This window comes from Candidatus Leptofilum sp. (genome assembly GCF_965223285.1).
GTDB lineage: Bacteria > Chloroflexota > Anaerolineae > Promineifilales > Promineifilaceae > Leptofilum.
This window is the reverse complement of record NZ_OZ244997.1, coordinates 99972-122038: the sequence shown is the minus strand read 5'-3', so window position 1 is coordinate 122038 and position 22067 is coordinate 99972. Positions and strand designations below refer to the sequence as shown.

The 22067-nt window shown below is 52.2% G+C and carries 26 protein-coding genes; 18 read left to right on the top strand and 8 right to left on the bottom strand.

Annotated features, from left to right (window positions below):
* Positions 1–36 precede the first annotated feature (36 nt).
* The 4 genes from ACOQPU_RS01085 (at position 37) to ACOQPU_RS01070 (ending at position 3069) form a co-directional block, all read left to right on the top strand.
* Positions 37–885 carry a 3-hydroxyacyl-CoA dehydrogenase family protein gene (locus tag ACOQPU_RS01085; RefSeq protein ID WP_420643290.1) on the top strand — a complete coding sequence of 283 codons (849 nt, stop codon included), beginning with the start codon at positions 37–39 and terminating at the stop codon, positions 883–885.
* 133 nt (positions 886–1018) lie between these two features.
* Positions 1019–1336, top strand: a complete 318-nt coding sequence (locus ACOQPU_RS01080; protein ID WP_420640548.1) for a helix-turn-helix domain-containing protein — start codon at positions 1019–1021, stop codon at positions 1334–1336.
* Between the two features lie 47 nt (positions 1337–1383).
* Entirely contained in the window at positions 1384–2148 is a 765-nt protein-coding gene (locus ACOQPU_RS01075; protein WP_420645808.1) for an IS630 family transposase, read from the top strand.
* 45 nt (positions 2149–2193) lie between these two features.
* Positions 2194–3069, top strand: coding sequence for a mechanosensitive ion channel family protein (locus ACOQPU_RS01070; protein WP_420643289.1), 876 nt, complete (start codon positions 2194–2196; stop codon positions 3067–3069).
* A 78-nt stretch (positions 3070–3147) separates the two neighbouring features.
* Here the strand turns inward: ACOQPU_RS01070 and ACOQPU_RS01065 are convergent, their stop codons facing one another.
* From ACOQPU_RS01065 to ACOQPU_RS01055, 3 genes are all read right to left on the bottom strand, one after another.
* Positions 3148–3591 (bottom strand): rhodanese-like domain-containing protein, encoded by a 444-nt coding sequence (locus ACOQPU_RS01065; RefSeq protein ID WP_420643288.1) that lies wholly within the window; start codon positions 3589–3591, stop codon positions 3148–3150.
* A gap of 15 nt (positions 3592–3606) precedes the next feature.
* Positions 3607–4095, bottom strand: coding sequence for a methyltransferase family protein (locus tag ACOQPU_RS01060; protein WP_420643287.1), 489 nt, complete (start codon positions 4093–4095; stop codon positions 3607–3609).
* Positions 4096–4223: 128 nt separating this feature from the next.
* Positions 4224–4940, bottom strand: coding sequence for a hypothetical protein (locus ACOQPU_RS01055; protein ID WP_420643286.1), 717 nt, complete (start codon positions 4938–4940; stop codon positions 4224–4226).
* A gap of 90 nt (positions 4941–5030) precedes the next feature.
* On the opposite strand from ACOQPU_RS01055, the gene ACOQPU_RS01050 reads away from it, so the two are divergent.
* Complete coding sequence (locus ACOQPU_RS01050; RefSeq protein ID WP_420643285.1) at positions 5031–5852, top strand: Mrp/NBP35 family ATP-binding protein; 822 nt, start codon at positions 5031–5033, stop codon at positions 5850–5852.
* Here the strand turns inward: ACOQPU_RS01050 and ACOQPU_RS01045 are convergent.
* The 3 genes from ACOQPU_RS01045 to ACOQPU_RS01035 all read right to left on the bottom strand — a co-directional run bounded on the left by ACOQPU_RS01045 (position 5806) and on the right by ACOQPU_RS01035 (position 7129).
* Complete coding sequence (locus ACOQPU_RS01045; protein WP_420643284.1) at positions 5806–6489, bottom strand: alpha/beta hydrolase; 684 nt, start codon at positions 6487–6489, stop codon at positions 5806–5808. The two genes, ACOQPU_RS01050 and ACOQPU_RS01045, sit on opposite strands and share 47 nt — an antisense overlap.
* 156 nt (positions 6490–6645) lie before the next feature.
* Complete coding sequence (locus ACOQPU_RS01040; RefSeq protein WP_420643283.1) at positions 6646–6906, bottom strand: GlsB/YeaQ/YmgE family stress response membrane protein; 261 nt, start codon at positions 6904–6906, stop codon at positions 6646–6648.
* 19 nt (positions 6907–6925) lie between these two features.
* Positions 6926–7129, bottom strand: coding sequence for a CsbD family protein (locus ACOQPU_RS01035; RefSeq protein ID WP_420643282.1), 204 nt, complete (start codon positions 7127–7129; stop codon positions 6926–6928).
* 240 nt (positions 7130–7369) lie between these two features.
* Between ACOQPU_RS01035 and ACOQPU_RS01030 the strand changes: the two genes are divergently transcribed.
* The 13 genes from ACOQPU_RS01030 (at position 7370) to ACOQPU_RS00970 (ending at position 17898) form a co-directional block, all read left to right on the top strand.
* Positions 7370–8035 carry a LuxR C-terminal-related transcriptional regulator gene (locus ACOQPU_RS01030; RefSeq protein WP_420643281.1) on the top strand — a complete coding sequence of 222 codons (666 nt, stop codon included), beginning with the start codon at positions 7370–7372 and terminating at the stop codon, positions 8033–8035.
* A gap of 88 nt (positions 8036–8123) precedes the next feature.
* Positions 8124–8402: a metal-sensitive transcriptional regulator gene (locus ACOQPU_RS01025; protein WP_420643280.1), complete on the top strand. Its 279-nt coding sequence runs from the start codon at positions 8124–8126 to the stop codon at positions 8400–8402.
* 89 nt (positions 8403–8491) lie between these two features.
* Complete coding sequence (locus tag ACOQPU_RS01020; RefSeq protein ID WP_420643279.1) at positions 8492–8713, top strand: heavy-metal-associated domain-containing protein; 222 nt, start codon at positions 8492–8494, stop codon at positions 8711–8713.
* Complete coding sequence (locus ACOQPU_RS01015) at positions 8713–9054, top strand: hypothetical protein (RefSeq protein ID WP_420643278.1); 342 nt, start codon at positions 8713–8715, stop codon at positions 9052–9054. The genes ACOQPU_RS01020 and ACOQPU_RS01015 overlap by 1 nt, the downstream gene beginning before the upstream one ends.
* Positions 9055–9187: 133 nt before the next feature.
* Positions 9188–11710 carry a heavy metal translocating P-type ATPase gene (locus ACOQPU_RS01010; protein WP_420643277.1) on the top strand — a complete coding sequence of 841 codons (2523 nt, stop codon included), beginning with the start codon at positions 9188–9190 and terminating at the stop codon, positions 11708–11710.
* Between the two features lie 207 nt (positions 11711–11917).
* Positions 11918–12520 carry a DUF3105 domain-containing protein gene (locus ACOQPU_RS01005; protein WP_420643276.1) on the top strand — a complete coding sequence of 201 codons (603 nt, stop codon included), beginning with the start codon at positions 11918–11920 and terminating at the stop codon, positions 12518–12520.
* Positions 12521–12685: 165 nt separating this feature from the next.
* Positions 12686–13228 carry a DUF3105 domain-containing protein gene (locus tag ACOQPU_RS01000; protein ID WP_420643275.1) on the top strand — a complete coding sequence of 181 codons (543 nt, stop codon included), beginning with the start codon at positions 12686–12688 and terminating at the stop codon, positions 13226–13228.
* 14 nt (positions 13229–13242) lie between these two features.
* Complete coding sequence (locus ACOQPU_RS00995; RefSeq protein WP_420643274.1) at positions 13243–13566, top strand: hypothetical protein; 324 nt, start codon at positions 13243–13245, stop codon at positions 13564–13566.
* A 170-nt stretch (positions 13567–13736) separates the two neighbouring features.
* Positions 13737–14336, top strand: coding sequence for a hypothetical protein (locus ACOQPU_RS00990; protein ID WP_420643273.1), 600 nt, complete (start codon positions 13737–13739; stop codon positions 14334–14336).
* Between the two features lie 116 nt (positions 14337–14452).
* Positions 14453–14923: a hypothetical protein gene (locus tag ACOQPU_RS00985; protein WP_420643272.1), complete on the top strand. Its 471-nt coding sequence runs from the start codon at positions 14453–14455 to the stop codon at positions 14921–14923.
* 66 nt (positions 14924–14989) lie between these two features.
* The gene (locus ACOQPU_RS00980) at positions 14990–17296 is read left to right on the top strand and encodes a CopD family protein (RefSeq protein WP_420643271.1); all 2307 of its coding nucleotides are present in this window, start codon (positions 14990–14992) and stop codon (positions 17294–17296) included.
* Complete coding sequence (locus ACOQPU_RS00975) at positions 17220–17636, top strand: DUF4160 domain-containing protein (protein ID WP_420643270.1); 417 nt, start codon at positions 17220–17222, stop codon at positions 17634–17636. Before ACOQPU_RS00980 ends, ACOQPU_RS00975 begins: the two co-directional genes overlap by 77 nt.
* Positions 17590–17898 (top strand): DUF2442 domain-containing protein, encoded by a 309-nt coding sequence (locus ACOQPU_RS00970; RefSeq protein ID WP_420643269.1) that lies wholly within the window; start codon positions 17590–17592, stop codon positions 17896–17898. The genes ACOQPU_RS00975 and ACOQPU_RS00970 overlap by 47 nt, the downstream gene beginning before the upstream one ends.
* Positions 17899–17933: 35 nt before the next feature.
* Here the strand turns inward: ACOQPU_RS00970 and ACOQPU_RS00965 are convergent, their stop codons facing one another.
* Positions 17934–21674: a two-component regulator propeller domain-containing protein gene (locus ACOQPU_RS00965; protein ID WP_420643268.1), complete on the bottom strand. Its 3741-nt coding sequence runs from the start codon at positions 21672–21674 to the stop codon at positions 17934–17936.
* Between the two features lie 10 nt (positions 21675–21684).
* Positions 21685–21993, bottom strand: coding sequence for a hypothetical protein (locus tag ACOQPU_RS00960; RefSeq protein WP_420643267.1), 309 nt, complete (start codon positions 21991–21993; stop codon positions 21685–21687).
* Positions 21994–22067: the final 74 nt, after the last annotated feature.

Sequence of the window (22067 nt, the reverse complement as noted above, 5' to 3'; positions counted from 1 at the left end):
CGTTCACTGAATACCGATTACCGAAAAGGGAATGGCATGAACAGAGTTGCAGTTATTGGTGCAGGGACGATGGGAGCGGGGATTGCCCAGGCGTCGGCGTTGGCAGAATATGATGTTGTGTTGTATGACGTGGCGGACGGACTGTTGGCGCAATCGCTGGAAGGCATTCATGCCTCAATTGATAAAGGAGTAGCGCGAGGCAAAACGGAGGCGGAAGTGGCAGCGAAGGCTAAAGATGCGATCCAACTGACCACTTCGCTGGAAACGGCCGCACAAGCCGACCTGATCGTCGAAGCGGCACCTGAGAAGCTGGATTTGAAGCGAGAGATTTTTGCCACGCTGGATGCAGCCGCACCTGCCCACACCATTTTGGGCAGCAACACGTCTAGCCTCAGCATCAATGCGCTGGCTGGTTCCGTCAATCGCGCCGACAAATTTTTGGGAATTCACTTTTTCAATCCGGCTCACATTATGAAGCTGGTGGAGCTCATTCGGGGAGATTTTACGAGTGATGAGACGGTAACGGCCGTTCAGAATTACGTTGCCAAGTTAGGGAAAACGGCCGTTCTGTGCAAAGATACGCCCGCTTTTATTGTGAATCGAGTGGCACGGCCGTTTTACGGCGAAGCGTTTCGGCTGCTAGGTGAAAACGCAGCCGATCCCGCCACCATAGACAAGCTCATGCGTTCCATTGGCTTTCGCATGGGGCCATTTGAGCTCATTGATCTGATTGGTTGCGATGTCAATCTGACCGTCACGCAATCTGTTTACGACGCATATTTTCAGGAGCCCAAATACCGACCTCATCCCATCCAGAAGCACATGGTAGAAAGCGGCCGTTTGGGCCGCAAAACCGGGCGTGGATTCTTTGATTATGACAAGTAAAATCTAAATTTGCCGCAGATTTCGCGGATTTTTGTGTTTTGTAAAATCTAATCTGCGTCATCTGCTTAATACATCGTTAAATAAAAGAAGTAAAAATCTTGTTGATGAGCAAATAGTTCGATAAGCTGGAAGGATGAAAAAAGAACATGTTACCCTCAGTGAAGCAGATCGAGCTTATTTGCAAAACTTGATCAAGAAAGGCAGTTTACCCGCCAAAACCTTTAAACGAGCAACCGCCCTCATCGAATTAGATCGAGGTCGAACCTTTACAGAAGTTGCAGCCATCGTTGGTGTCGTTATCCAAACCGTATCAACCTGGGCCAAAAAATATCAGGATTCAGGGTTGGCTGTCTTAACCGACAAACCAAGGCCAGGCCGCCCAACCGTCATTGACGGACTGCAACGAGCCAAGATCACAGCATTGGCTTGCTCTGACCCGCCAGCAGGATAGGAGAAATGGTCATTGCGGCTATTAGCTGACAAAGCCATCGAGTTGGAATTAGTCGAGACCATTTCCTATGGGGAAGTGCGACTCATTCTCAAAAAAACGAACTCAAACCGCACCTGAAACGATATTGGGTAATTGGCAAGATAACCAGTCGGTTTATTGCCAAAATGGAGCGCATTCTTTGGCTTTATGCCTTGCCTTACAATCCGCTTTACCCGGTTGTCTGCTTTGATGAACGACCCTGTTTTCTCATTGATGATGTGATGCAACCCATTGCTATGCAGAATGGCAAGGTGCGTAAAGAACATTATGCCTACGAAAAAAATGGTTCCTGTGCGCTCTTAGCTGCCATTGAACCATTGACTGGCAACCGCTTGGCGCAAGTGCATCGCCAGCGTACCAAAAAGGAGTTCACCCTGTTTTGCCAAGCCTTAGCAGCCGCTTATCCAGATGCGATCAAGATTCGTCTGGTCTTGGACAATCTGAACACACATGATGAGAGTGCTTTTTACGAAAACTTGCCTGCAGACAAGGCGTTTGCTTTAGCGCAACGATTTGAATTCAATTTCACGCCGAAATCGGCCAGTTGGCTAAACATGATTGAAATTGAGTTTTCAGCACTGACGCGTCTTTGTCTTAATCGTCGGATTCCGACCATTGAGAAACTAGAATCGGAAGTGATGGCATTGATCACTGAGCGAACGCAAAAACGCATCAAAATTAATTGGCAGTTTTCCATCAAAGATTGCCGCAAAAAGCTAAATGCTCGTTATTCGGTTGTTAATGAGGCAAATTCTAAATTCAAGAAAGCTTAATACTTCTTATTTAACGGTGTACTTAATCTGTGGATTGTATTTTTGATGGAGAATTTTAACGAACAAGCTGGCATTTGGTTACGGAGTCATGGCGTAACCATCTTGATTATTATTTTGGTTAGCATCGCTGCTTACTATTTGCTAGGCATCACCACAAAAACGCTCAGCAAACGCATTCAGGCAATGGATGATGTGGAAGACAGCGAGCTGGATCGGCGTACCAAGACAATCTTCCGCGTGGTTCACAGCACTGGCGTGGTCATCATCATCGGCACCGCTATCATGATGATTTTGACGGAGCTGGGCGTAGCTATTACGCCCGTACTTGCCAGCGTGGGGTTTGTGGGTCTGGCCTTTGGTTTGGGTGCACAAACGTTGGTGAAGGATATGATTGCTGGCCTGTTTATCCTCATCGAAGACCAGTACACGGTGGGGGATGTGGTTGAAATTGGGGGTATCACTGGCACGGCGGAGCATATGACGCTGCGGGCGACGGAGCTGCGTGACGTTCACGGCACGGTGCATATCATCCCCAACGGCGAGATTCGTATTGTGGCCAACAAATCCCGTGACTGGTCGCGGGCAATTGTGGATGTGGCCGTCACGTACGAAGAAGATGTGGATACGGCCGTTGCCACCCTCAAAGAGATCGGCCAAATGGCTGTGGATGACAAAATGATGGGACTGCTGCTGCAAGAAACCCCGGTGGTTACGGGGGTAGAAGGGCTAGAAGATTGGTCAATACGGCTGCGGATTATGGTAAAAACATTGCCCAACGGCCAGTGGGAAGTGCAGCGGTACCTGCGGCGTCAAATTCGGCTTGTTTTTGAAGAGAAAGGGATTGATCTTGCCTTCCCACGTCATGATGTGATGATCAAGAATATCGGCAAGAAAACGCACCCATCACAAAAAACAAAATAATTGCCGCGAATGACGCGAATTTACACGAAAAATAAAACGATTCGCGTAAATTCGTGAAACTCGTGGCAAAAAACTCTTTTACTGCTCTACCTCAAAACCGGCAGCTTGCCAAGCCAGAATGCCGCCTTCCATATTGTGCACATTGTCATACCCTTGCTGCCGTAAAAAGTCGGTGATTTGTCCGCTGCGATTGCCGCTGCGGCAGGTGACGATCACTTCTTTGTCGGTAGGGATTTCGCTTAGGCGATTGGCAACTTCGCCCATGGGAATGAGCGTAACGCCGGGGATATGCGCTTCATCATACTCCCATTGCTCACGTACATCTAAAACCAGCACATCGTCTCGCTCCTTAACGGTGGCCACCATTTGCACGTCCACCGTGTCTGGCAAGTTCAGCACCTCATTGAGATCGGCGGAAATGGCTGGTTGAACATCAGTTGTTGCTGGTTCACTGCCGCCGCAAGCAACGGCCGTACCCAACATCACCATCGCTAAAACAAAACTAAGCAAAATACGTTTCATCTAAAAACCTCCAAATTAGTAAATAAATGGAATCAGTTTGCGCACGCGCTGCTGATAATCGGCATAACCATCATACTTCTCGTGTAGCCACTTCTCCTCTCGCCTCGATTTAATGTCAAAAAAGAGAAATAACACCAGCGCATACAGTAAGGCTAGCCAACCCCCACGCAGCAAGCCAAGCCCAAACGCGCCCAAAATGATCCCGCTATAAATGGGATGACGCACGACGCGGTACGCACCGTGTTCAACCATGTGGGCGTTATCTTTGGGGCGGGGGACGGCCGTTAAATTGCTGCCCAGGCTAAACAAACCGAAAAACACCAACACGCCGCTCACACCAATCAAAGCAAAGCCCGCTATCAGCGAGAGGCTGTGCCATAGGCCGCTCCATGCTGCCTGACCCGGCAGCGACGCGGGGGCAAAGGCCACCAATCCAAACAAAATGAATTGGATAACGACATACCACTCTCCATTTGGGCCTTTCCACCACGGTTGTTTGTTCATTAGTCAATCTCCTTAGCTTACTGACGAGAAATTTTAGCATAGGTTACATAGTTGGCTCTGATTTTTACACAACGCTCAGAAGCCATTAGCAATAGGCCAGCCAAAAGCGACGCTTTGCAGCTGGGCATTTACAATGTAGCTGCGACTGTTTTCACCACGTTTTGCAAGGTGGTAACCGCTTGGAAGATCGGTTTTGGCAGGGCAAACGGCCGTTTCCGCACCACCCGTACCGCCGCACAAAGCTCAATTTGTACAGCTGGAATGCCTAGCGTTTGCGAGGCAAAGCGGGTGACGGTATGGTTTGCTAACCCTCCGGTAAAGCGGGAGTGGTTCAAAACAAAATGATTCCAATGCAGCCGGAGGAAGGATGCCGCCGTGGCTTCATCCGTTTGGGTAAATTGCTTGGCAACGGCCGTAACAATAGCTGGCTCATGATTTGGGCAGGAACGGCCGTTCATGCTGCCCAATGCCACGCCAATTTTATGCCGATTGGACATGCCGTGTAGGTCCAGTACAAACTGGATGTTGTGTGCATGTACAATTTTCTGAAGCTGCCGCTTGTATGGACTGTGTGCATCCCAATTTGGATCATCTGCGGATTGATAGCGGCAGTATAAGGCGTGTGCCCCGGTTGTCTCTGCCACCAACTGGGCCAGCGCGCCTGTAAATCCTTCCTCGCGCTTCAAGCGGTGTTGCCGCTGGTGGACGGTGGCATGTGGGGCAGAAATAAGAACCGGCAGATTGCCAGCCTGGTGTGCAAACGGCCGTTTACCCGTTGGTGCCACTGTTTTGTGCGCAACGGCCGTTTCCAGTTCGAGCAGTCGATTCAAGACAGAGAAATTCATGAAAATGATTGTAAGCCAGCTTCACTTTCTTGACCGCTGAGCCACAATCCGGTTGAATAATGATGATTCTCAAAAGGAGCAAGTTCGGTGATGATGAAGATTATCCTGCCAGGTGTAAAAAACATTATCGCGGTTGCCAGTGGCAAGGGCGGTGTTGGTAAAACAACGGTCACCGTCAATTTGGCGTTGGCATTGCAGCAGCAGGGGGCCAACGTTGGCATTTTTGATGCCGATATTTACGGGCCAAACGTACCGATTATGCTCGGCGTCCATCGCCGCCAAGCGGCCAAAGGGCTGGCCGCTATTGCCCGCCGCAAAGAGGCACCTGCCTACATCAAACCCCTCAATCGCTTTGGCCTCAATATCATGTCGATAGGTTTGCTGGTGGGGGAAAATGAAGTGATCGATCCGGCTCGCAGCCCAGACGCAGTCGGGCAATTGGTGGTGCAAACGCTCAAGGATGTCATTTGGGGAGAACTCGACTATTTACTCATCGACCTGCCGCCTAGTGCGGGGCAACCCCAGGCGTCGCTCATTCAGCGGGTGCCGCTGCGTGGGGTGGTCATCGTCACCACGCCGCAGGATTTAAGCCTGCTGGATGCCTCCCGCTCGCTGCTGATGTTTCAGGAAGCCAACGTGCCTGTGCTGGGTATTGTGGAAAACATGAGCTACTTCATCTGCCCTAACTGTGATGAAAAGCATGAGATTTTCCAGCGTTCGGCCAAATGGCGGCCTGCGTCTCTAGATGATGCGCCAATTTTGGGCCAGATTCCGATGACAACGGCCGTTTCCCGCAGCATCAATCAAGCCCACCCTCTCATGCACGACCGTCCAGACACGCCCCAAGCGGCCGCTTTCCTCAAAGTTACAACTGCGTTAAAAGAGCGGCTCGCTCCGCCCACCACTGCCTGAGCTTGCGCATTCCCGCCCCATTCAGCTTGTGGCCCGTGTCGTACTCCCGATACTCTAAAAACGCGCCCATGGCGCGTACTGCTTTGCCACTCTCGCGGGCAATCTCTAGCGGTACGCTGTCGTCTTCCTTGCCCACTGCCATAAAAACCGGCAAATCGGATAAAGCGGCCGTATCAATTGCATCCTCCACCTGCCGCGGCATAAATCCCACCAAACTGGCAATTCCCTTTATGCGCTCTGGTTCGCGAATGGCAATGGCAAATGCAGCCGCCGCCCCCTGGCTAAACCCCATCAGGTAAATCTGTTCCGGGTCGGCTTCGTACTGTTCTGGCAAACTGTCTAAAAATTTGATGAGCTGGTCAACGGCCGTATCAAAATCTGTCAACGTTGGCCATTCATCCCGCTGAGGGGGATGCCAACTATAGCTATCTTCTTGTTCCTGCACGATGGCGCGGGGTGCAACCAGCAGCCACTCTTTGGGCAGCGTCTGGCTAAAAATCCACATCACGTCTTCGTTCCCCAGGTAACCATGAATCATCACGACGGTGGGATGTGGTCCAATTTTCTCTGGTTTTAGTACGCGATGGGGGAGAACGGCCGTTGCATTAGCAACAAGAAATGGTTTAGCGTCAGGCATAGTTGCGTCCTAATTTCAAATAGGCAAAAAAAGGAGGTGGCGAACTAACGGGCGTTAGTCCGACCACCTCTGGGGGGGGAGCCGCTAACAGTATAGCAGCTTCACTTTTTTTCGTCAATCATTTTGTCAATAAGGCAGAAGTACCGATTGAGGAGGTCAAACTTTGCGGAGTACGCCGATTAAAAAGAGCAGAATAACTGCACCTAAAATTGCAACCAGTAGACTGTAAAGATTAAAGCCTGTAACATTCGAGCCGCCAATCGTGTTCATAACAAATCCCCCAATAAAGGCCCCAACTATTCCGACAACAATATTCCCAAGGGCTCCCATTTGATTGTCACGATTCATGATCTTGCTGGCTATCCAGCCTGCAATTGCGCCAAAAATTAACCACGCAACGATATTTATTAAAGACATTGCTAATCTCCTTGCTTCGTTATTCTGTATAAGCTGTCAGAAATTCGTCAACTTCTTTTTCCGCTTCTTCTTGTGCACGGCCGTATCGTTCTTGAATAACGCCAACCAATTCCTGACGTTTACCTGCAATCCGATCGACATCGTCATCTGTAAGTTCACCCCATTTCTGACGAACCTGTCCTTTAATTTGCTCCCACTTGCCCTTTAAAATATCTTCGTTCATTTTTTCTCCTTCGTGCATAATATGTTAAATGTTTAGCCTGAAGCCCAATTCGGTTCAGGTTTACGTACTCTAGAGGCGCATTAGGTTTGTCGCCATGTATCTTAGATATAAACTCAGGATACAAATTTATTTCTACCGAAACTTTTCATTTCATTAGCTTTTCCAGTGGTCGAATGTTATTTGTGAACGCGAGGTGTCTTCTCTATCTTGATATTGCCGACAGAGGCAAAGGAATCAGGCATGATACAGATTTTAGTGGTAAATAGGACCAGGCTGATTTGCAGCATCATGGCTTCAGCCTTGCGCGATGAACCAGATTTACAGGTGGTTGGGTATGCAACTTCAATTGAGGAAGCGATAGAGAAAGCTGAAAGCTGTGAGATCATGGCAATCGATGTGCATATGCCAGATGATGGTGCCCTCGAATTAACAAAAAAGATCGCCGAAAAATACCCAGGGATTCGAGTTGTTATTACCGGGGTAGAGGAAGAACCACAAACAATTTTGTCTTATATTGAGGCAGGTGCAAAAGGATATGTATTAGAGAAAGTAGATATTGATGAATTGGTTGAAAGTATTCGTGCCATTCACAAGGATCAATCTTTTGCTTCACCAGATATGGTGATGGCTTTTATGACACGTTTGAATATGTTGTCAAAAATGTGTGCAGACCTGGATGGCCTGGCTGAGTTGATTGAGGAGCTGACACCTCGCGAAAAAGAAGTTTTGGATTTTTTAGGGGAGGGAATGAGTAACCAAGCGATTGCCGATGAATTGTGCATAGAGGTGGGCACGGTAAAAAACCATGTCCACAATATCTTGAAGAAGTTGGAGGTGGATAGTCGCTATGAAGCGGCTGCCCTCTATGATCAGACGCAGCTGATTAATGGCAAAAATGAGGAATAATGAAGTGAATTTGATAAGCACTCGATAGTTGTGGTATGATTTAGCCGTATACCCCCCCCCATAGGGGGTGGGGTTGAGTGAGGACGATATGGACAACGTAACTAAGAAAGCAGTGACCCAACGAATAGCCAGTGCGGCTGGCCATTTGAAAGGCATCGAACGCATGGTGGCCGAAGATATTTATTGCATTGATGTCATCAAGCAAGTGCAAGCTGTGCAGGCGGCTCTAAACAAAGTGAGTTCGATGATTCTGGATAATCATTTGCATACTTGCGTTACCACGGCCATTCGTAATGATGAGCCAGATGAACGTGAGCGGGTGCTGCAAGAAATTACCAGCGTTTTCACCATGTCTAACAAGATTTAGGGGCTGGTGGATAGTTGTTGGCCTTGTGTTGCTAACCAACTACAAGCCGCTAACTACCAGCTACTATCAATTTTTAATAGGAGACACTCATGACTAAAAAAACATTTACAGTGCCTAACATTAGCTGCGGCCACTGCACCCACGCCATCGAAACGGAGTTGGGCGAATTGGCAGGCGTACAAAGCGTGAAGGCAGAACAGGAGACCAAGCAAGTAACGGTTGCCTGGGATGATCCTGCGTCCTGGGAGAAAATTCAAGCACTCCTGCAAGAGATTAATTACCCGCCAGAGGGTTTGATTCAGATTAGCTAATGTCGAAATATCTTGGCAGTCTCAGCAAAGCAGACTTTGCAATTATTGGGTTTGGGCTTGTTACGGCCGTCATCCACCTCTTGCTTGCACGCCCACTCTTAATCCTGAACGGCTTGGGGTATATTGCCTTGCTTGCTATGTTGTTTCTGCCGCTGCCGCGCCTGGTACCTTTGCGACCTGTAATTAGGTGGGGATTGATCGGCTATACGGCCGTTACCATTGTGCTTTACTTTGTTACCCATCGTGGCGGCCTGTGGATGGAAGATGGACTGGGTTTGATGACCAAAATGGTTGAGATTATTCTCATCCTGCTTCTATTTTGGTCGCAAAATAATGAATAATAGCCGTTCGGAATTATCTTAATGGTTTTGGGATTGAACGGCTACTTTAAGCCCATCCGCAGAATAGTGGCTGTTCCACAGCTTGGAATTGGCGAATGGGCACTTAGCTCTCTGTAGCTGCAAGGATGGAATCGTGTCTACAGAAAAACAAATTACGCTGCCCGTGTTGGGCATGACCTGTGCCAACTGTGTGGCATCAGTCGAGCGAAATTCAAAGAGAGTGGAAGGCGTCACCAACGCCATCGTTAATTACGCGAACGAAAAAGTGACCTTTAGCTACGATCCTGCGGTGGTGAAGGGGCAAGAGGTGACGACGGCCGTTATCGAGCGCGTGAAACGGGCTGGATATGAGATTCCCACGGCCGAGCTCGAACTGCCGCTGCTGGGGATGACCTGTGCCAACTGCGCCGCCAACATTGAGCGTGCCTTAAACAAGGTGGACGGCGTGCTGTCGGCCAGCGTGAATTATGCCAGTGAGAAAGCGGCCGTTTCTTACGCACCCGGAACGGTAAGCCGAGCCGAAATGGTGGCCGCTGTGCGCCGCGCCGGGTACGACGTGGTGGAATCTGCCAGCGACGACGATTTGGAAGATGCTGAGGCCGCCGCCCGCGAGGCCGAAATTCAGCACCAAAAAACAAGGCTTCTGGTCGGTGTTATTTTCTCGTTGCCGCTCTTTCTGTTCAGCATGAGCCGTGATTTTGGCCTCATTGGGCATTGGGCACATGCCACTTGGGTTAACTGGCTCTTTTTGGTTTTGGCCACACCCGTTCAGTTTTATGTGGGCTGGGATTATTATGTTGGCGCGTACAAAAGTTTGCGCAACGGCAGTGCCAACATGGATGTGTTGGTGGCAATGGGTTCCTCGGTAGCTTACTTTTACAGCGTAGCCATCTTGCTGGCCCAAACCTTCTGGAACAGCACTGCGCTGGGCGATCACGTTTACTTTGAAACATCTGCGGTGATTATCACCCTGATTGTGCTGGGTAAGCTGCTAGAGGCGCGCGCCAAAGGGCGGACGAGTGAGGCGATTAAGCAGCTCATGGGCTTGCAGGCTAAAACCGCCCGCGTGGTGCGGCAGGGCCAAGAGTTGGACATTCCGATTGCGGAAGTGGTGCAGGGTGATGTGGTTATTGTCCGACCGGGTGAAAAAATTCCGGTGGATGGCGTGGTGGTAGACGGCCGTTCTGCCGTAGACGAATCCATGCTCACCGGAGAATCTTTGCCTGTAAGCAAAGAACCAGGGGATGAACTGATTGGGGCCACGCTGAACAAGCAGGGCCTGCTCAAATTTGAAGCGACCAAAGTTGGCAAAGAGACCGCCCTGGCGCAAATCATCAAGCTGGTTGAGCAAGCGCAGGGCAGCAAAGCCCCAATCCAGCGGGTGGTAGACCAGGTGGCTGCTTACTTTGTACCGTTTGTAATTGGCGTCGCTATCCTGACTTTTGTGATTTGGCTGTTTAGCGATGCCGGTTTTGTTCCGGCACTGATTCGGCTGACGGCCGTACTCGTCATCGCCTGTCCGTGTGCCATGGGGCTGGCCACGCCAACCTCCATTATGGTGGGCATGGGCAAGGGAGCCGAGAAGGGCATTTTGTTCAAAAGTAGCACCGCGCTAGAGCAAGTGCAAAAGCTCAACGCCATCGTTTTGGATAAAACCGGCACAATTACGCGCGGCGAACCAACTGTTACGGATATCGTAATCAGTAATCAGTATTCAGTAATCGGTGAACAGTCAGTAGCAACCGATTCACTGATTACCGATAACCGGTCTACTGATCACTGGTTGCAGCTAGCTGCCAGCGCAGAGCGTGGCTCGGAGCATCCGCTTGGTGAGGCAATTGTGCGGGCGGCGCAAGAAAAAGGGCTGCCCTTGGACGAGCCCACCAATTTTTCTGGCATTGCTGGTCATGGGGTCGCGGCGGAGGTAAACGGCCGTTCCGTTCTCCTCGGCAATTTGCGGCTGATGCAGCGTGAGGGTGTCCACCTCAACGGGCTAGAAGCCAAAGCCCAGGCGTTGCAAGACGAAGCCAAAACCGCCATGTGGCTGGCCGTTGATGGTCAAGCCAGTGCCGTCATTGGCGTGGCTGACATCATTAAGGAAGGTTCCAAAGAGGCTGTAGAAGCGATGAAAGCGCGTGGCCTCACCGTTGTGATGATGACGGGCGATAACCAGGCAACGGCCAATGCCATTGCGGCCGAAGTGGGCATCGACCGCGTCTTTGCCGAGGTGTTGCCGGGTGACAAAGTGAGCTATGTGAAGCAGCTACAAGAAGAAGGATACAGCGTTGGCATGGTTGGAGATGGCATCAACGATGCCCCCGCTTTGGCTCAGGCAGACGTGGGGTTGGCCATTGGTACTGGCACCGATGTTGCCATGGAAACGGCCGATGTCACCCTGATGCGCGGCGATTTGCGCAGCGTGCCGCAGGCCATTCACTTGTCCAAGGCAACGATGCGCAACATTCGCGAAAATCTGGTTTGGGCATTTGGTTACAACACGGTTCTCATTCCTGTGGCAGCGGGTATTTTGGCTCCGTTTGCCTGGGCACCGGACTTTTTGAAGCAGTTGCACCCCATTTTGGCTGCTGGCGCGATGGCTTTTTCCAGCATCAGCGTGGTTACAAATGCGCTAAGATTGCGACGTTTGCAGGTGTAAATTTCTCATGAGCAACAGGCTATGGCCAATAGGCCGTAGATAATAAACTACAGGTGTAACAGCCGCCAGGTTCATGACCTGGTGGTTTTTATTTCCAAAAAGCTAATGTAGCCTGAGACGAACATGAACATTCATGAACATTATTGATAGATCAATGATCCTGAGGATAATTGTGGCCGATTCAACAAAACCACTTGGAGAAAAAACGTGAGCAAATCATCATCTGGGCGAAAGCGGAGTAAACGGGAAATTCGGCGGGAACAGGTGGCGCGTGAGAAGCGCATGAAAGCGTTGCGGCTGTGGGTGCCAATTGGGGTTGTGGTTGTTGCTCTCATTGGCCTGCTTATTTACCGGGCAACGCGTCCTGAGGTGGAGGGGACAACGGTCGTAGAAGCTGCGGCGTCCAATCAACATGATGATAGCTTGGAAATCTCCTTTGGTGGGCTGCCCCCAATGGGTGGACCTCATGCTTCTGTTTGGCAAAATTGCGGCATTTACGACACGCCGGTTTCTGGTCAATATGCCATTCATTCTATGGAGCATGGCGCCGTGTGGATAACGTACAATCCTGATTTACCTACCGACCAGGTAGTGGCCTTGCAGGCAATAGCCAGCGGTGATCCTTACATGCTACTGAATCCGTACCCCGACCAAACCAGCCCCATTGTGCTAACCGTTTGGGATAGGCAGCTAGCGGTAGATTCGGCAGATGATGCCCGTGTTGCCGAATTCATCGACCGTTACCAGCAGGTGCGCGGACCAGAGTCTGGCGCAAGCTGTTCTGGGGGCATAGGAACACCAATTGGGTAGTTGAACTTACTATTACTACTATCTGTTCAATTATTTATTGGCCACAGAGCACACAGAGATTTTTGAGGCGCGGTTTTATTCTCTGATTTCTCTTTTTCCTACTTCGATTTTGCTCAGCACAGGCCTGTGGCTTTTCGGGTAGATTCTTATTTTTTGGAGCAGAGGATGTTTAGCAATCGTAGAAACTTGATCATTTTGGGTATGGCTTTGGTGGGCGTGGTGGGCCTGGCAATTATTGTGTTCCTCAATGTACGGCCAGATCGGCCAATTGAAGGCGTTGTGCAGTTTCCACGTCCGGCGCGGGGGCATGATGATACATTGGTGTTTGATGGATTAGAAGTGCCGCCAGCCGGTGGTGAGCATTTTGGCATTTGGCAAAATTGTGGCATCTATGCGGAACCAATTGATGCGGGGAACGCAGTGCATTCGATGGAGCATGGGGCGGTTTGGATTACTTACCAGCCTGATTTACCGGCAGATGATGTGGCGCAATTGGCTGAGGTGGCACGTAGCCAATCATTTTTGTTGCTTAGCCCGTATGAAGGGCAGCGAAGCCCGGTTATTGTAACGGCCTGGGGTTTTCAGCTTGAGGTTGATTCGGCAGATGACGGCCGTATTGAAGATTTTATTGAGCGGTACCGGCTTGGGCCAACAACCCCTGAACTGGGTGGTGCCTGTGTGCAGGGTGTTGGCGTCCCGCTGCCATAAGCCTCTGTTATTTTATGCTGCGTTCTCGTCTCATCTTTGTTGTTTTGTTTTTAGCGTACCTGGGGGTGACTCCGGCAGGCGTGTACACTTGCGTCTGCTTGGTGCCAGTGCAGCCTGCCCCACAACAGGCAATGACTGTTGATGAGATGCCGCAACAATTTGATATAACAAATGCGGTCGTTGTCACCCTGGTAAACTATTTTTCGCTTGCTTTTTTGGTGACAGCGGCCTTTTTGCTGGCGGCTAGCCGAAGTTCTTTTTACCCTTGGCGGCTCCATTGGCAGCAGCCCTTGTTGTTTTCTGAACCCCCTCCCACACCACCTCCTCATTTTGCCTGATTTCCTTCAAGCCTGTTAGACAAGCTCAGCGGGAATTAGAGCTTTTCTGTATTCCCACTTGGGCAGCAGATGATTGCAGATGAGAGACAGTTGAAACTGGGATTGCTGCCGATTATCATGAACCCAATAAGAAGATAGTGCAAACAGTTTACATAAACAGGAAATAATCTATGACAACGCAACTTGCCCACCAAGTTCGGAAAATCGTTTTGTGGGGAACGGCCGTTTTTCTGGCCCTGCTCACCTTAACCCAAACCAGTGGCACTGCTCTGGCACACACCCGGGTTGAAGTCGGTCCATATGCTATTGTGGTGGGGTGGCTGCAAGAGCCACCCATCGTTGGCGAGCGGAATGCACTAACCATTGAAGTGACCGAAGAGAAGCAGCCGGTGGCCGGGGCCGAAGCGACGCTGGATTTAGAAGTGCTGTATGCAGGACGAACCTGGCGGGTGAACATGAATCCCACCGAGACGCCGGGCTTGTATACGGCGACGCTTTTCCCCACCGTACGGGGTGCTTACACCGTGCGGCTGTTTGGCAGTTTGCCCAACGCCGAGGTAGACGCGACGGTCGATCCCGAAGAGGTGCTACCTGCCAGCACGTTACATTTTCCGCAGCCGCTGCCGGACACCATCGCCTTGCAAGAGCAGGTGACGCAGCTTGAGGCTGAGCTGCAAACTGCCCGAACCTGGTCTTTTGTGGGTAGTGGAGCAGGGCTGGCTGGCATTTTGCTTGGTTTGGTTGGGCTGCTGCGTCGTCGTTCTGGCTAATGAGAGATTTTTGAGGGAACGGCCGTTGCGCCCAAATCTGCCTAAAATAAAAACAAACTCAAATAGTTGCCAGCAAGATCAAAGATTGTGCTGGCCCGACGTTTCAAGGAAATATTATGCTAAATAAAAACACCCTCATTCGTACGTGGCTGTTGATTGGATTGCTTTTTGCCGGTTTTGTTCTGGTAGCTTGTTCTGGCGCGGGTGACCCTGAGCCTGATGCCGACGGTGAATCTATGGAAGAGATGGACGACGCCAGTCATGATCACGAAGACAAGCCAGACCGCATTCCCAACGAAGGAGGGGCAACCATTTCAATCATTTCCCCAGAGGAGGGCGCGACTTTTAACACGCTTGATCAGGTGTTGATTGAAGTAGAAGTGGACAATTTTGTGCTAGGTGAAGATGGGAACCATTGGCATGTGTATGTGGATGGCGTCTCCTTTGGCATGGTGATGGGGGGCAACACCGACCAGGCTTTGCCCGGCTTAGACCCTGGTGAGCATGAGGTCTCTGTGTTCATGTCCATCGACACGCATGAAGAGTACGCAGATGGTGATTCTGTAACCATCGTTGTTGAAGAGTAATCTTTTACAAATGGCGATAAGTAAAAAGTAAATAATTCGCTTTTACTTATCGCTTTTCAATATCCTATGATGAAGCTCCGCCGTTTTCTACCTATTTTGTTACTTGCTGGTCTGCTTTGGCTTTGGGTACAGCCTGTTTTTGCCCACGCCGTGCCAGAATTTTCTAATCCGGCTCCCAATGCGCTTTTGGATGAGCTGCCTGAAAATTTGATTATCCAATTCAACGAGCCGATTGTGGCCAATCTGAGCCGGATCGATTTGCTGACGCAGGGCGGAGAGGCGGTTGAAACCGGGCCGCTGCAACTGATTGATGCCAACGGCCGTACCGCTGCCGTCTCTTTGCCTGATCTAGATCAAGGGGCTTATCTGGTAAGCTGGCAGGTGCTTTCTACCGTAGATGGACACACCACCAGCGGAACCTTTGCCTTTGGATTTGGCGTGGCGGCAACGGCCGTTGCCACTGAAAGTACCGTCATCGCCCAATTGTCACCGCTTAGTGCCGCAGCCCGTTGGCTCACCCTCACCGGTATCGCGCTGCTGATGGGCTTGTTTGCCTTCCGCCTGCTGGTCTGGAACCCTATCGTAGCTGACGTTGATTTGGAAGCAGAGGAAGAAGCACTGGACCTGAAGCTGGCTCAAATTGGCATTCGCATGGGCATTATGGGCATTGTCCTGGTTGGGCTGGGGCTGGTCGTCATCTTTATTGATCAAAATCGCGTTTATAACTTACTGCAAACGGCCAACATGCAAAGCTGGATTAGCACACGCTTCGGCACCATGTGGTTGATCCGCTTCCTTTTGTTGGCACTGTCTCACTTCAATTTGAGCCTGTTTGTGAATGTGAAAAACGGCCGTAAAGAGCTGCGCGGTTGGGAATGGTGGCTCGGCTTTCTGTTGGCTATTGGACTCTCACTCACGGTTTCACTCATAAGCCACAGTGCTGCCCTTACCGATGAGACGGTCCAGGCTGTCTTGATAGATTGGGTACACGTTTTGGCAGGCACCATCTGGGTTGGGGGCCTGCTCTTTTTGGCGATTTCACTGTGGCAAGCCCGTTCCCTGGGCAATGAACCCCGCGCCTGGCTTAACTTGAGCTTGATGATTAACTTTTCGGCCATTGCGGCCATTTCCGTGGGCTTGTTGCTAACCAGCGGTGGCTATTTGGCGGCCAAGCATGTAGGCGGCTGGACCGAGCTGGTTGGCACGGCCTATGGTTTGATGCTGGTGGGCAAAATCGGCTTGGCTTTGCTAACTTTGATGATTGCCGGAATCAATTTGCTGTTCGTGAAGCGACGCCTCAGTGTTGCATATGAAGCACCAGAAAGTGATCGTGCCCCTCGCGTGCTGCGCGGCTTTGGTCGCCTGGTTTGGGTAGAAATGGTCATCGCGCTGCTCATTTTGGCGGCGGCGGGCGTACTCACCGATTTGCAGCGCGGTGTGGATGCGCCTCTGCTGGCGGACGCGCCCGGCCAGGCCACAGTCACGCAATCGGCCGAAGATTTGCAGGTGGAGATGCAAATTGAGCCAGCGTTGGTGGGAAATAACCGCTTTGACATCCTCATTACTGATGAAAATGGCGATCCGGTGGCGGATGCAGAAGCAGTATCGGTGCGCTACACATTTTTGGGGCAATCCATCGGTTCGTCTACGGGTGAGGCGGAATCGTTGGGCAACGGCCGTTACCGTCTGGAAGGCAGCTACATCAGCCTCATTGGTACCTGGCAGGTCGAAGTCTCCATTCGTCGCCCCGGTACGTTTGATACCTTTGCCGCCTACCGGCTGGAAGCAGGCGTGGGGGGCAATATTCGGGAGCTAGATAGTGGGATACGGCCGTTAGAATCCTTCGCCAAATTTATGAACCGCACGGGCAACGGCGCAACCGGCGCAGGCATTGTGCTTTTTGCCCTGTTTTGGGGTTTTGTAGGCGTGCGCGCCGCCAAAAACGAAGGGCAACTGGTGGCATTGTTAGCAATTAGCTTGCTTTGTTTCTGGTTGGGTGGCTCACAGTTGTTCACCTTCTTCAACGAGGAGTATACGCCCGCCAAATTTGCTACCAATCCCATCTTGCCAGATGTGGAATCTATCGCCGTTGGGCAGGAGTTGTTTAACGAAAACTGCATTGCCTGTCACGGCGCAGAAGGGCGTGGGGATGGCCCTACGGCACTCAGCTTGTCGCCGCCGCCAGCCGATTTTGCTGCGGGACACACCGCCACTCACACCGACGGGGACCTTTTCTACTGGATTTTGGAAGGAATTGAAGAAACGGCCATGCCTGCCTTTGGCGAACAGTTCACCGATGAACAAGCGTGGCACCTGGTTAACTACGTCCGCCGCCTCAGTGTCCGCGACGATTCGACGGTATCATCACAATAGTATTCTCAGTTTTGAACGAGATGTTTTACTTAGGCACACTTCCTATGCTAAACTGAACCGTACATCAGGTAGAGAAATTCATATGCCAACAGTATTAAGAATTGGACCTTATCGTTTTTACTTCTATTCTTATGATTGTGATGAGCCACGACATATGCACGTTGATCGAGATAACAGAAGTGCAAAATTTTGGCTTGATCCCGATGTTTCATTAGCCACAAATTATGGGTACAGTCGTAAAGAGTTACGAGATATTGAGCGAATTGCGAGACAAAATATAATGAGGTTACGTGATGAATGGGATGACTTCTGTGATGGCGGCTTCGCCGAAGGCAGTTGAAGTTAAAATATCTGATGATACTTTGACTGTTGATTTGGAAGACGGCCGCACTATTTCTGTGCCCATTGGCTGGTTTCCTCGTCTTGCTTATGGGACCCCAAAAGAACGAGCCAATTTCCAAATCAGTGGTGCCGGAAGAGGTATCCACTGGCCAGATTTGGATGAAGATATTGGTATTGAAGGATTACTGATTGGCAAGAAATCGAGTGAAAGTGCCGCCTCCTTTAAGAAATGGCTCGGTCAAAGACATCAGACTGAGTAGCTGCTGCAATTTCCCACAACGTTTACTTGCTTGTCTTACGGCCGTATCCAACTCACCCCGCCCAACGTCCCCACCCAGGCAGAGCCGTCTGCTGCGATGGCCAAGTGGGTTATTTGATTGCCCGCCAGCCCGTCAGCGGCGGTAATCATTCGGGACTGCCCTCCCTGCAAAACGACAATGCCAGCCGTCGTGCCCAGCCACACCGCGCCATCCGGGGCGATGGCCAGTGCCGTAATCGTGTCGTACGCCAACCCGTAGGCGATGGGCAGCCGCTGATTCCCCTGCACCCGCACCACATCGGTTTGGGTGACGTACCAGGTGGTGCCATCGGGGGCAACGGCCGTTACCGGCAAAGCCAACGTTCCCAACACCTCAAACCCAGCCGCATTCCCCCGCTGCACAATCCGCTCCGAGACAAACCAAAGCTGCCCAGAAAAATCAGCCGTCAGCCCAGCCGCTGCCGGAAACTGATCCGTCACCAGTTGGCAAACGGTGCGCTCCCCCACGGTGGTGATAGAAACCAAGTTCTCAGCGGTGGCTAGCCAAAGGGTGGTGGGGTCAGAAACGGCCGCTTCCCACACGCGCTCGTTGTAGATGGGTGGATTGGCCGGATATGGTAGCCAACGGTTGCCGTCTAAACGGGCGACGCTGCTACCGAAACTACTGCGCCACAGCGTGCCGTCAGCAGCGGTAAACAGGCTGCTGATCGGTGCGGCGTCCCCGCCAGTGGCGTTGCTCACAATTGCCGTGGCTTCCCCATCCCAGCGCAAGATGGTGCCAAACGTCCCGCCCAGCAGTAGGTTGCCGTCTAGCTGTACGGTGAGCGTGGAGGTGGTTTCTGCTAATTCGGCCTCGGTGAGCGGGATTGCTTGCCAGGTGCCATCGTCCAGCTGGCGCGCTGCTCCCCGATTGCTGCCCAGCCAGAGACGGCCGTTTTCATCTGCATGTACGGCGAACAAATCCGTGGCGGCCAGCGGTTGCTCCAGCGGAATGGCACCGTCTGGCTCTAACAAGAGCGGGGCCGAGGCAAAGCGAGTGGCGACCACCGGCTTGCCATTGGGCAAAAAGGTCATGTCGGTGATGGCCCGAATGAGTTCTGGGTATTGGCTGGGCTGATTGAAATTGCCGTCCGGCAGGTTAAACCGCCACAAGCTGTTTTCATTGCTCGCCCACAGACGGCCGTTTGGTGCCAGCCACAGGCGTGAAAACGGTGAAGATTGGCCGTTGCTAGGGAGCGTGACCTCATGCCACGTCCACGTCTGGCCGTCAAATTCGGCCAGGAAATGCTGCTCTGTACTTGGGGTTTGCAGGTGGGCCGTGAGGATGAGACGGCCGTCTGCATCCACCACAAAATCACGCACGTTAACGTCTGGGTCAGGTAAATCAATGGCAATGGGTTGCCAACTTTGTCCATTGTAGCGGTGTAGTTCCGTACCGCTGCCAGCCCAGACAGTGCCATGGCCATCGGTCGCCAGATGCGCCGATTCGTAATTAGACCAATCACCCACGGCGGCAAACGATTTCCAGCTTTGGCTAGCCGGATTGAACTGGATGATGCCCTCTTTGGTTACCGCCCAGATTGCGTTGCCCACGGTAAGAAGCTCATACACCTCGTCGGCAGGCAGGCCGTCGAGCGTGGTGAAGTTTTGCCAACTTTCTCCATCAAATCGGCTGATGCCGCCCAAACTTGCCAGCCAAACGTCGCCGTCTGCGACAGTAACAACGCTGGTGATGATGGGATGGATCAGGCCATTGACGGCAGGTCGCAGCGTGGCTTGCCAATGTTGGCCGTTAAAAAAGCTCAGGTAGTTGTGGGGGATGGTGTAGCTGCCGTAGCGGCCACTGCTCAAGCCAGGCCCATCCGGCAGATTTTCGCTGCTGGCCCACACGGTGCCGTCGGCGGCGACGCCCAGCGCGGTGGCGCGATTGCCGGGTAACTCTGTGCCGCTGCTGAACCGTACCCAACGGCCGTTTGCCCCCTGCGCTCCGTTAAAAAAAGCCACCCCTTCATCTGCCGCCAGCCAAAATCCTTCTGCCGTTGCCAGCACGTCGTACACCTGGCTGACGGGCGGCGACCGCAAAATCTCGGTTTGGTCACCGCGAATGCGCCAGACGGCATCTGACGTGATAAACCAAACGGTGCCATTTGGCCCGATGGCAAGTTCACGGATGTCATCGCTGAGTTGGGTGGTGAAACGGCCGTTCACGCTCACCGCCAGCCCTGCACTGGTGCCCACCCACACGGTGCTGTCGGGATGCAACGCCAGGGCTCGGATTTGGCTGCTCGGCAACCCGTTTTCTTCCGTCAGCAGGTTCCATCGCTGTGTTTGCGTATCAAATGTGGCTACGCCAGCCTCGGTGGCAAACCAGAGCAGGCCGTCAGCCGTCTGCATGATTTGGCGCACGTTGGGGGAGGCTGGGCCGCTGACGGGGCAGCTTACCGTTTGCCAACTATCACCATTGGGGTTGAATATGGCAGCGCCTTGCCCCACGCTGGCAAAGGTTGCCCAGATTTGGCCGCTGCTGTCCTGGTTTAGGCTGGAAACGGCCACTGCGACTTTGCTCAGTGCAGGCGTTTCTGGCAAGCCATCGACCCCTTCCCAATTTGTGCCGTTGAAGCGGCTTACCCCAGATGCTGATCCCAGCCACGGTTGTCCGTTGGCAACGAGCAGATCAACAAGCTCATTGGCGGGGATGTCGCTGGGTGGGGTAATTGTTTGCCACTCACCAGCAGCATCCTGGCGCAGAAGGCCAGCGGCACTGCCCAGCCACAGATCGCTGCCATTGGCGTAAATGACAAAAATCTGGTCGTTGGGTGAAGAAACGGCCGTTGCCATCGGAATGCCATTGCTCAGGTCAAACCGAGTCAGGCCAAGCCCTTGCTCACCGTAGCCTAGCCAGACGCGGCCATCTGCATTGGCGGTAACGGTGCGAACATCTTCGCTGGCCAGGCCGTCGGCCGTGGTGAATAGCTGCCAGCGGCTGCCGTCGTAGATGCTTAATCCGGCTTGTGAGGTCGCCCACAGACGGCCGTCTGGCGACACGGCCACGTCCTGCACCGTGTTCACTGCTTCACTGCCAACTTGCGCCAGACTTTCCCAGGAACGGCCGTTAAATTGCACCACACCTTCTGCGGTTCCAGCATAAATTGTGAGGCCGTTCGGTCCTACCGCCAGGCTAGACACATTGTTGCTGGGCAGTTGCAGCAGGGTGCGACTGCGGGTGTAGCTAAACCAGCGACGGCCGTCGTATCGGCCAATCCCTTCAGATGTAGCTACCCAAATCGTACCGTCTGCGCCCACAGCTAAATCGCGCACGTTGTTGCTGGGCAAGCCATCTTCGCTGGTAAAAGTTTGCCACGTCACCCCGTTGTACTGGCTAACGCCTGCCGCTGCGGTGCCGACCCAAATGGAGCCGTCGTTGCCGACAGCCGCGCTGGTCGTACGGTTTTCAGCTAGGCCGTGTTCGCTGGCAAATTTAACGATTTGGCTGGGGTTGCTTTCTTGCCAAACTAGCAGGCCACCGTCGCTAGCTGCCCAAAGTAGTCCGTCCCGCTGAACAATGGCGTTCACTTTTTCGGTGTTGCTGTAGCTAATGAAGTCCGGATGGGTGACGCTGGGGGTGGGGAGGCTGCGCCAAATGATGGGGGGGTTGGAAACGGCCGTGCTGCCCAGGAGTGGAAAGCTGGTGATTAGGTAAGCCATCCCGCCCAGGCAAAGAAACATGAAGAGAATACCGGCCAGCAGCAGCCAGCGGCGGCGTGTGCGCTTGGTCATGGCCGGAGAGCTAGGTATTGGTTTGCCGAAGGTCTTGCACCAGCAGCCCCAAGCCCCATCCCAAAAGTAAGGTAACAACGGTGGTAATCATTATGGTGATGAGAAGACCGCTGCCACTGAGATTGAGATAATTCCCCATAAGGCCCCGCGCTCCCAACAAGTGAATGCCAATTGAAAACAACAACATCACACTATTCGTCACTCGACTGTGCTGTCGGCTTGTTGGTGATTTGTCGGCGGACTGAAGCATGAGTGCCATGACCGAAATGGTGGGGGCAACAAACATGAGGATGAGAACCAATATTGTAACGATTGACATAGCTTGCGTTTAGGTGAAGGTTCCCCGGAAGCTGCTTTTGGGAGACAGTTTCAGACAGAAGCTTTCCGAGGAAC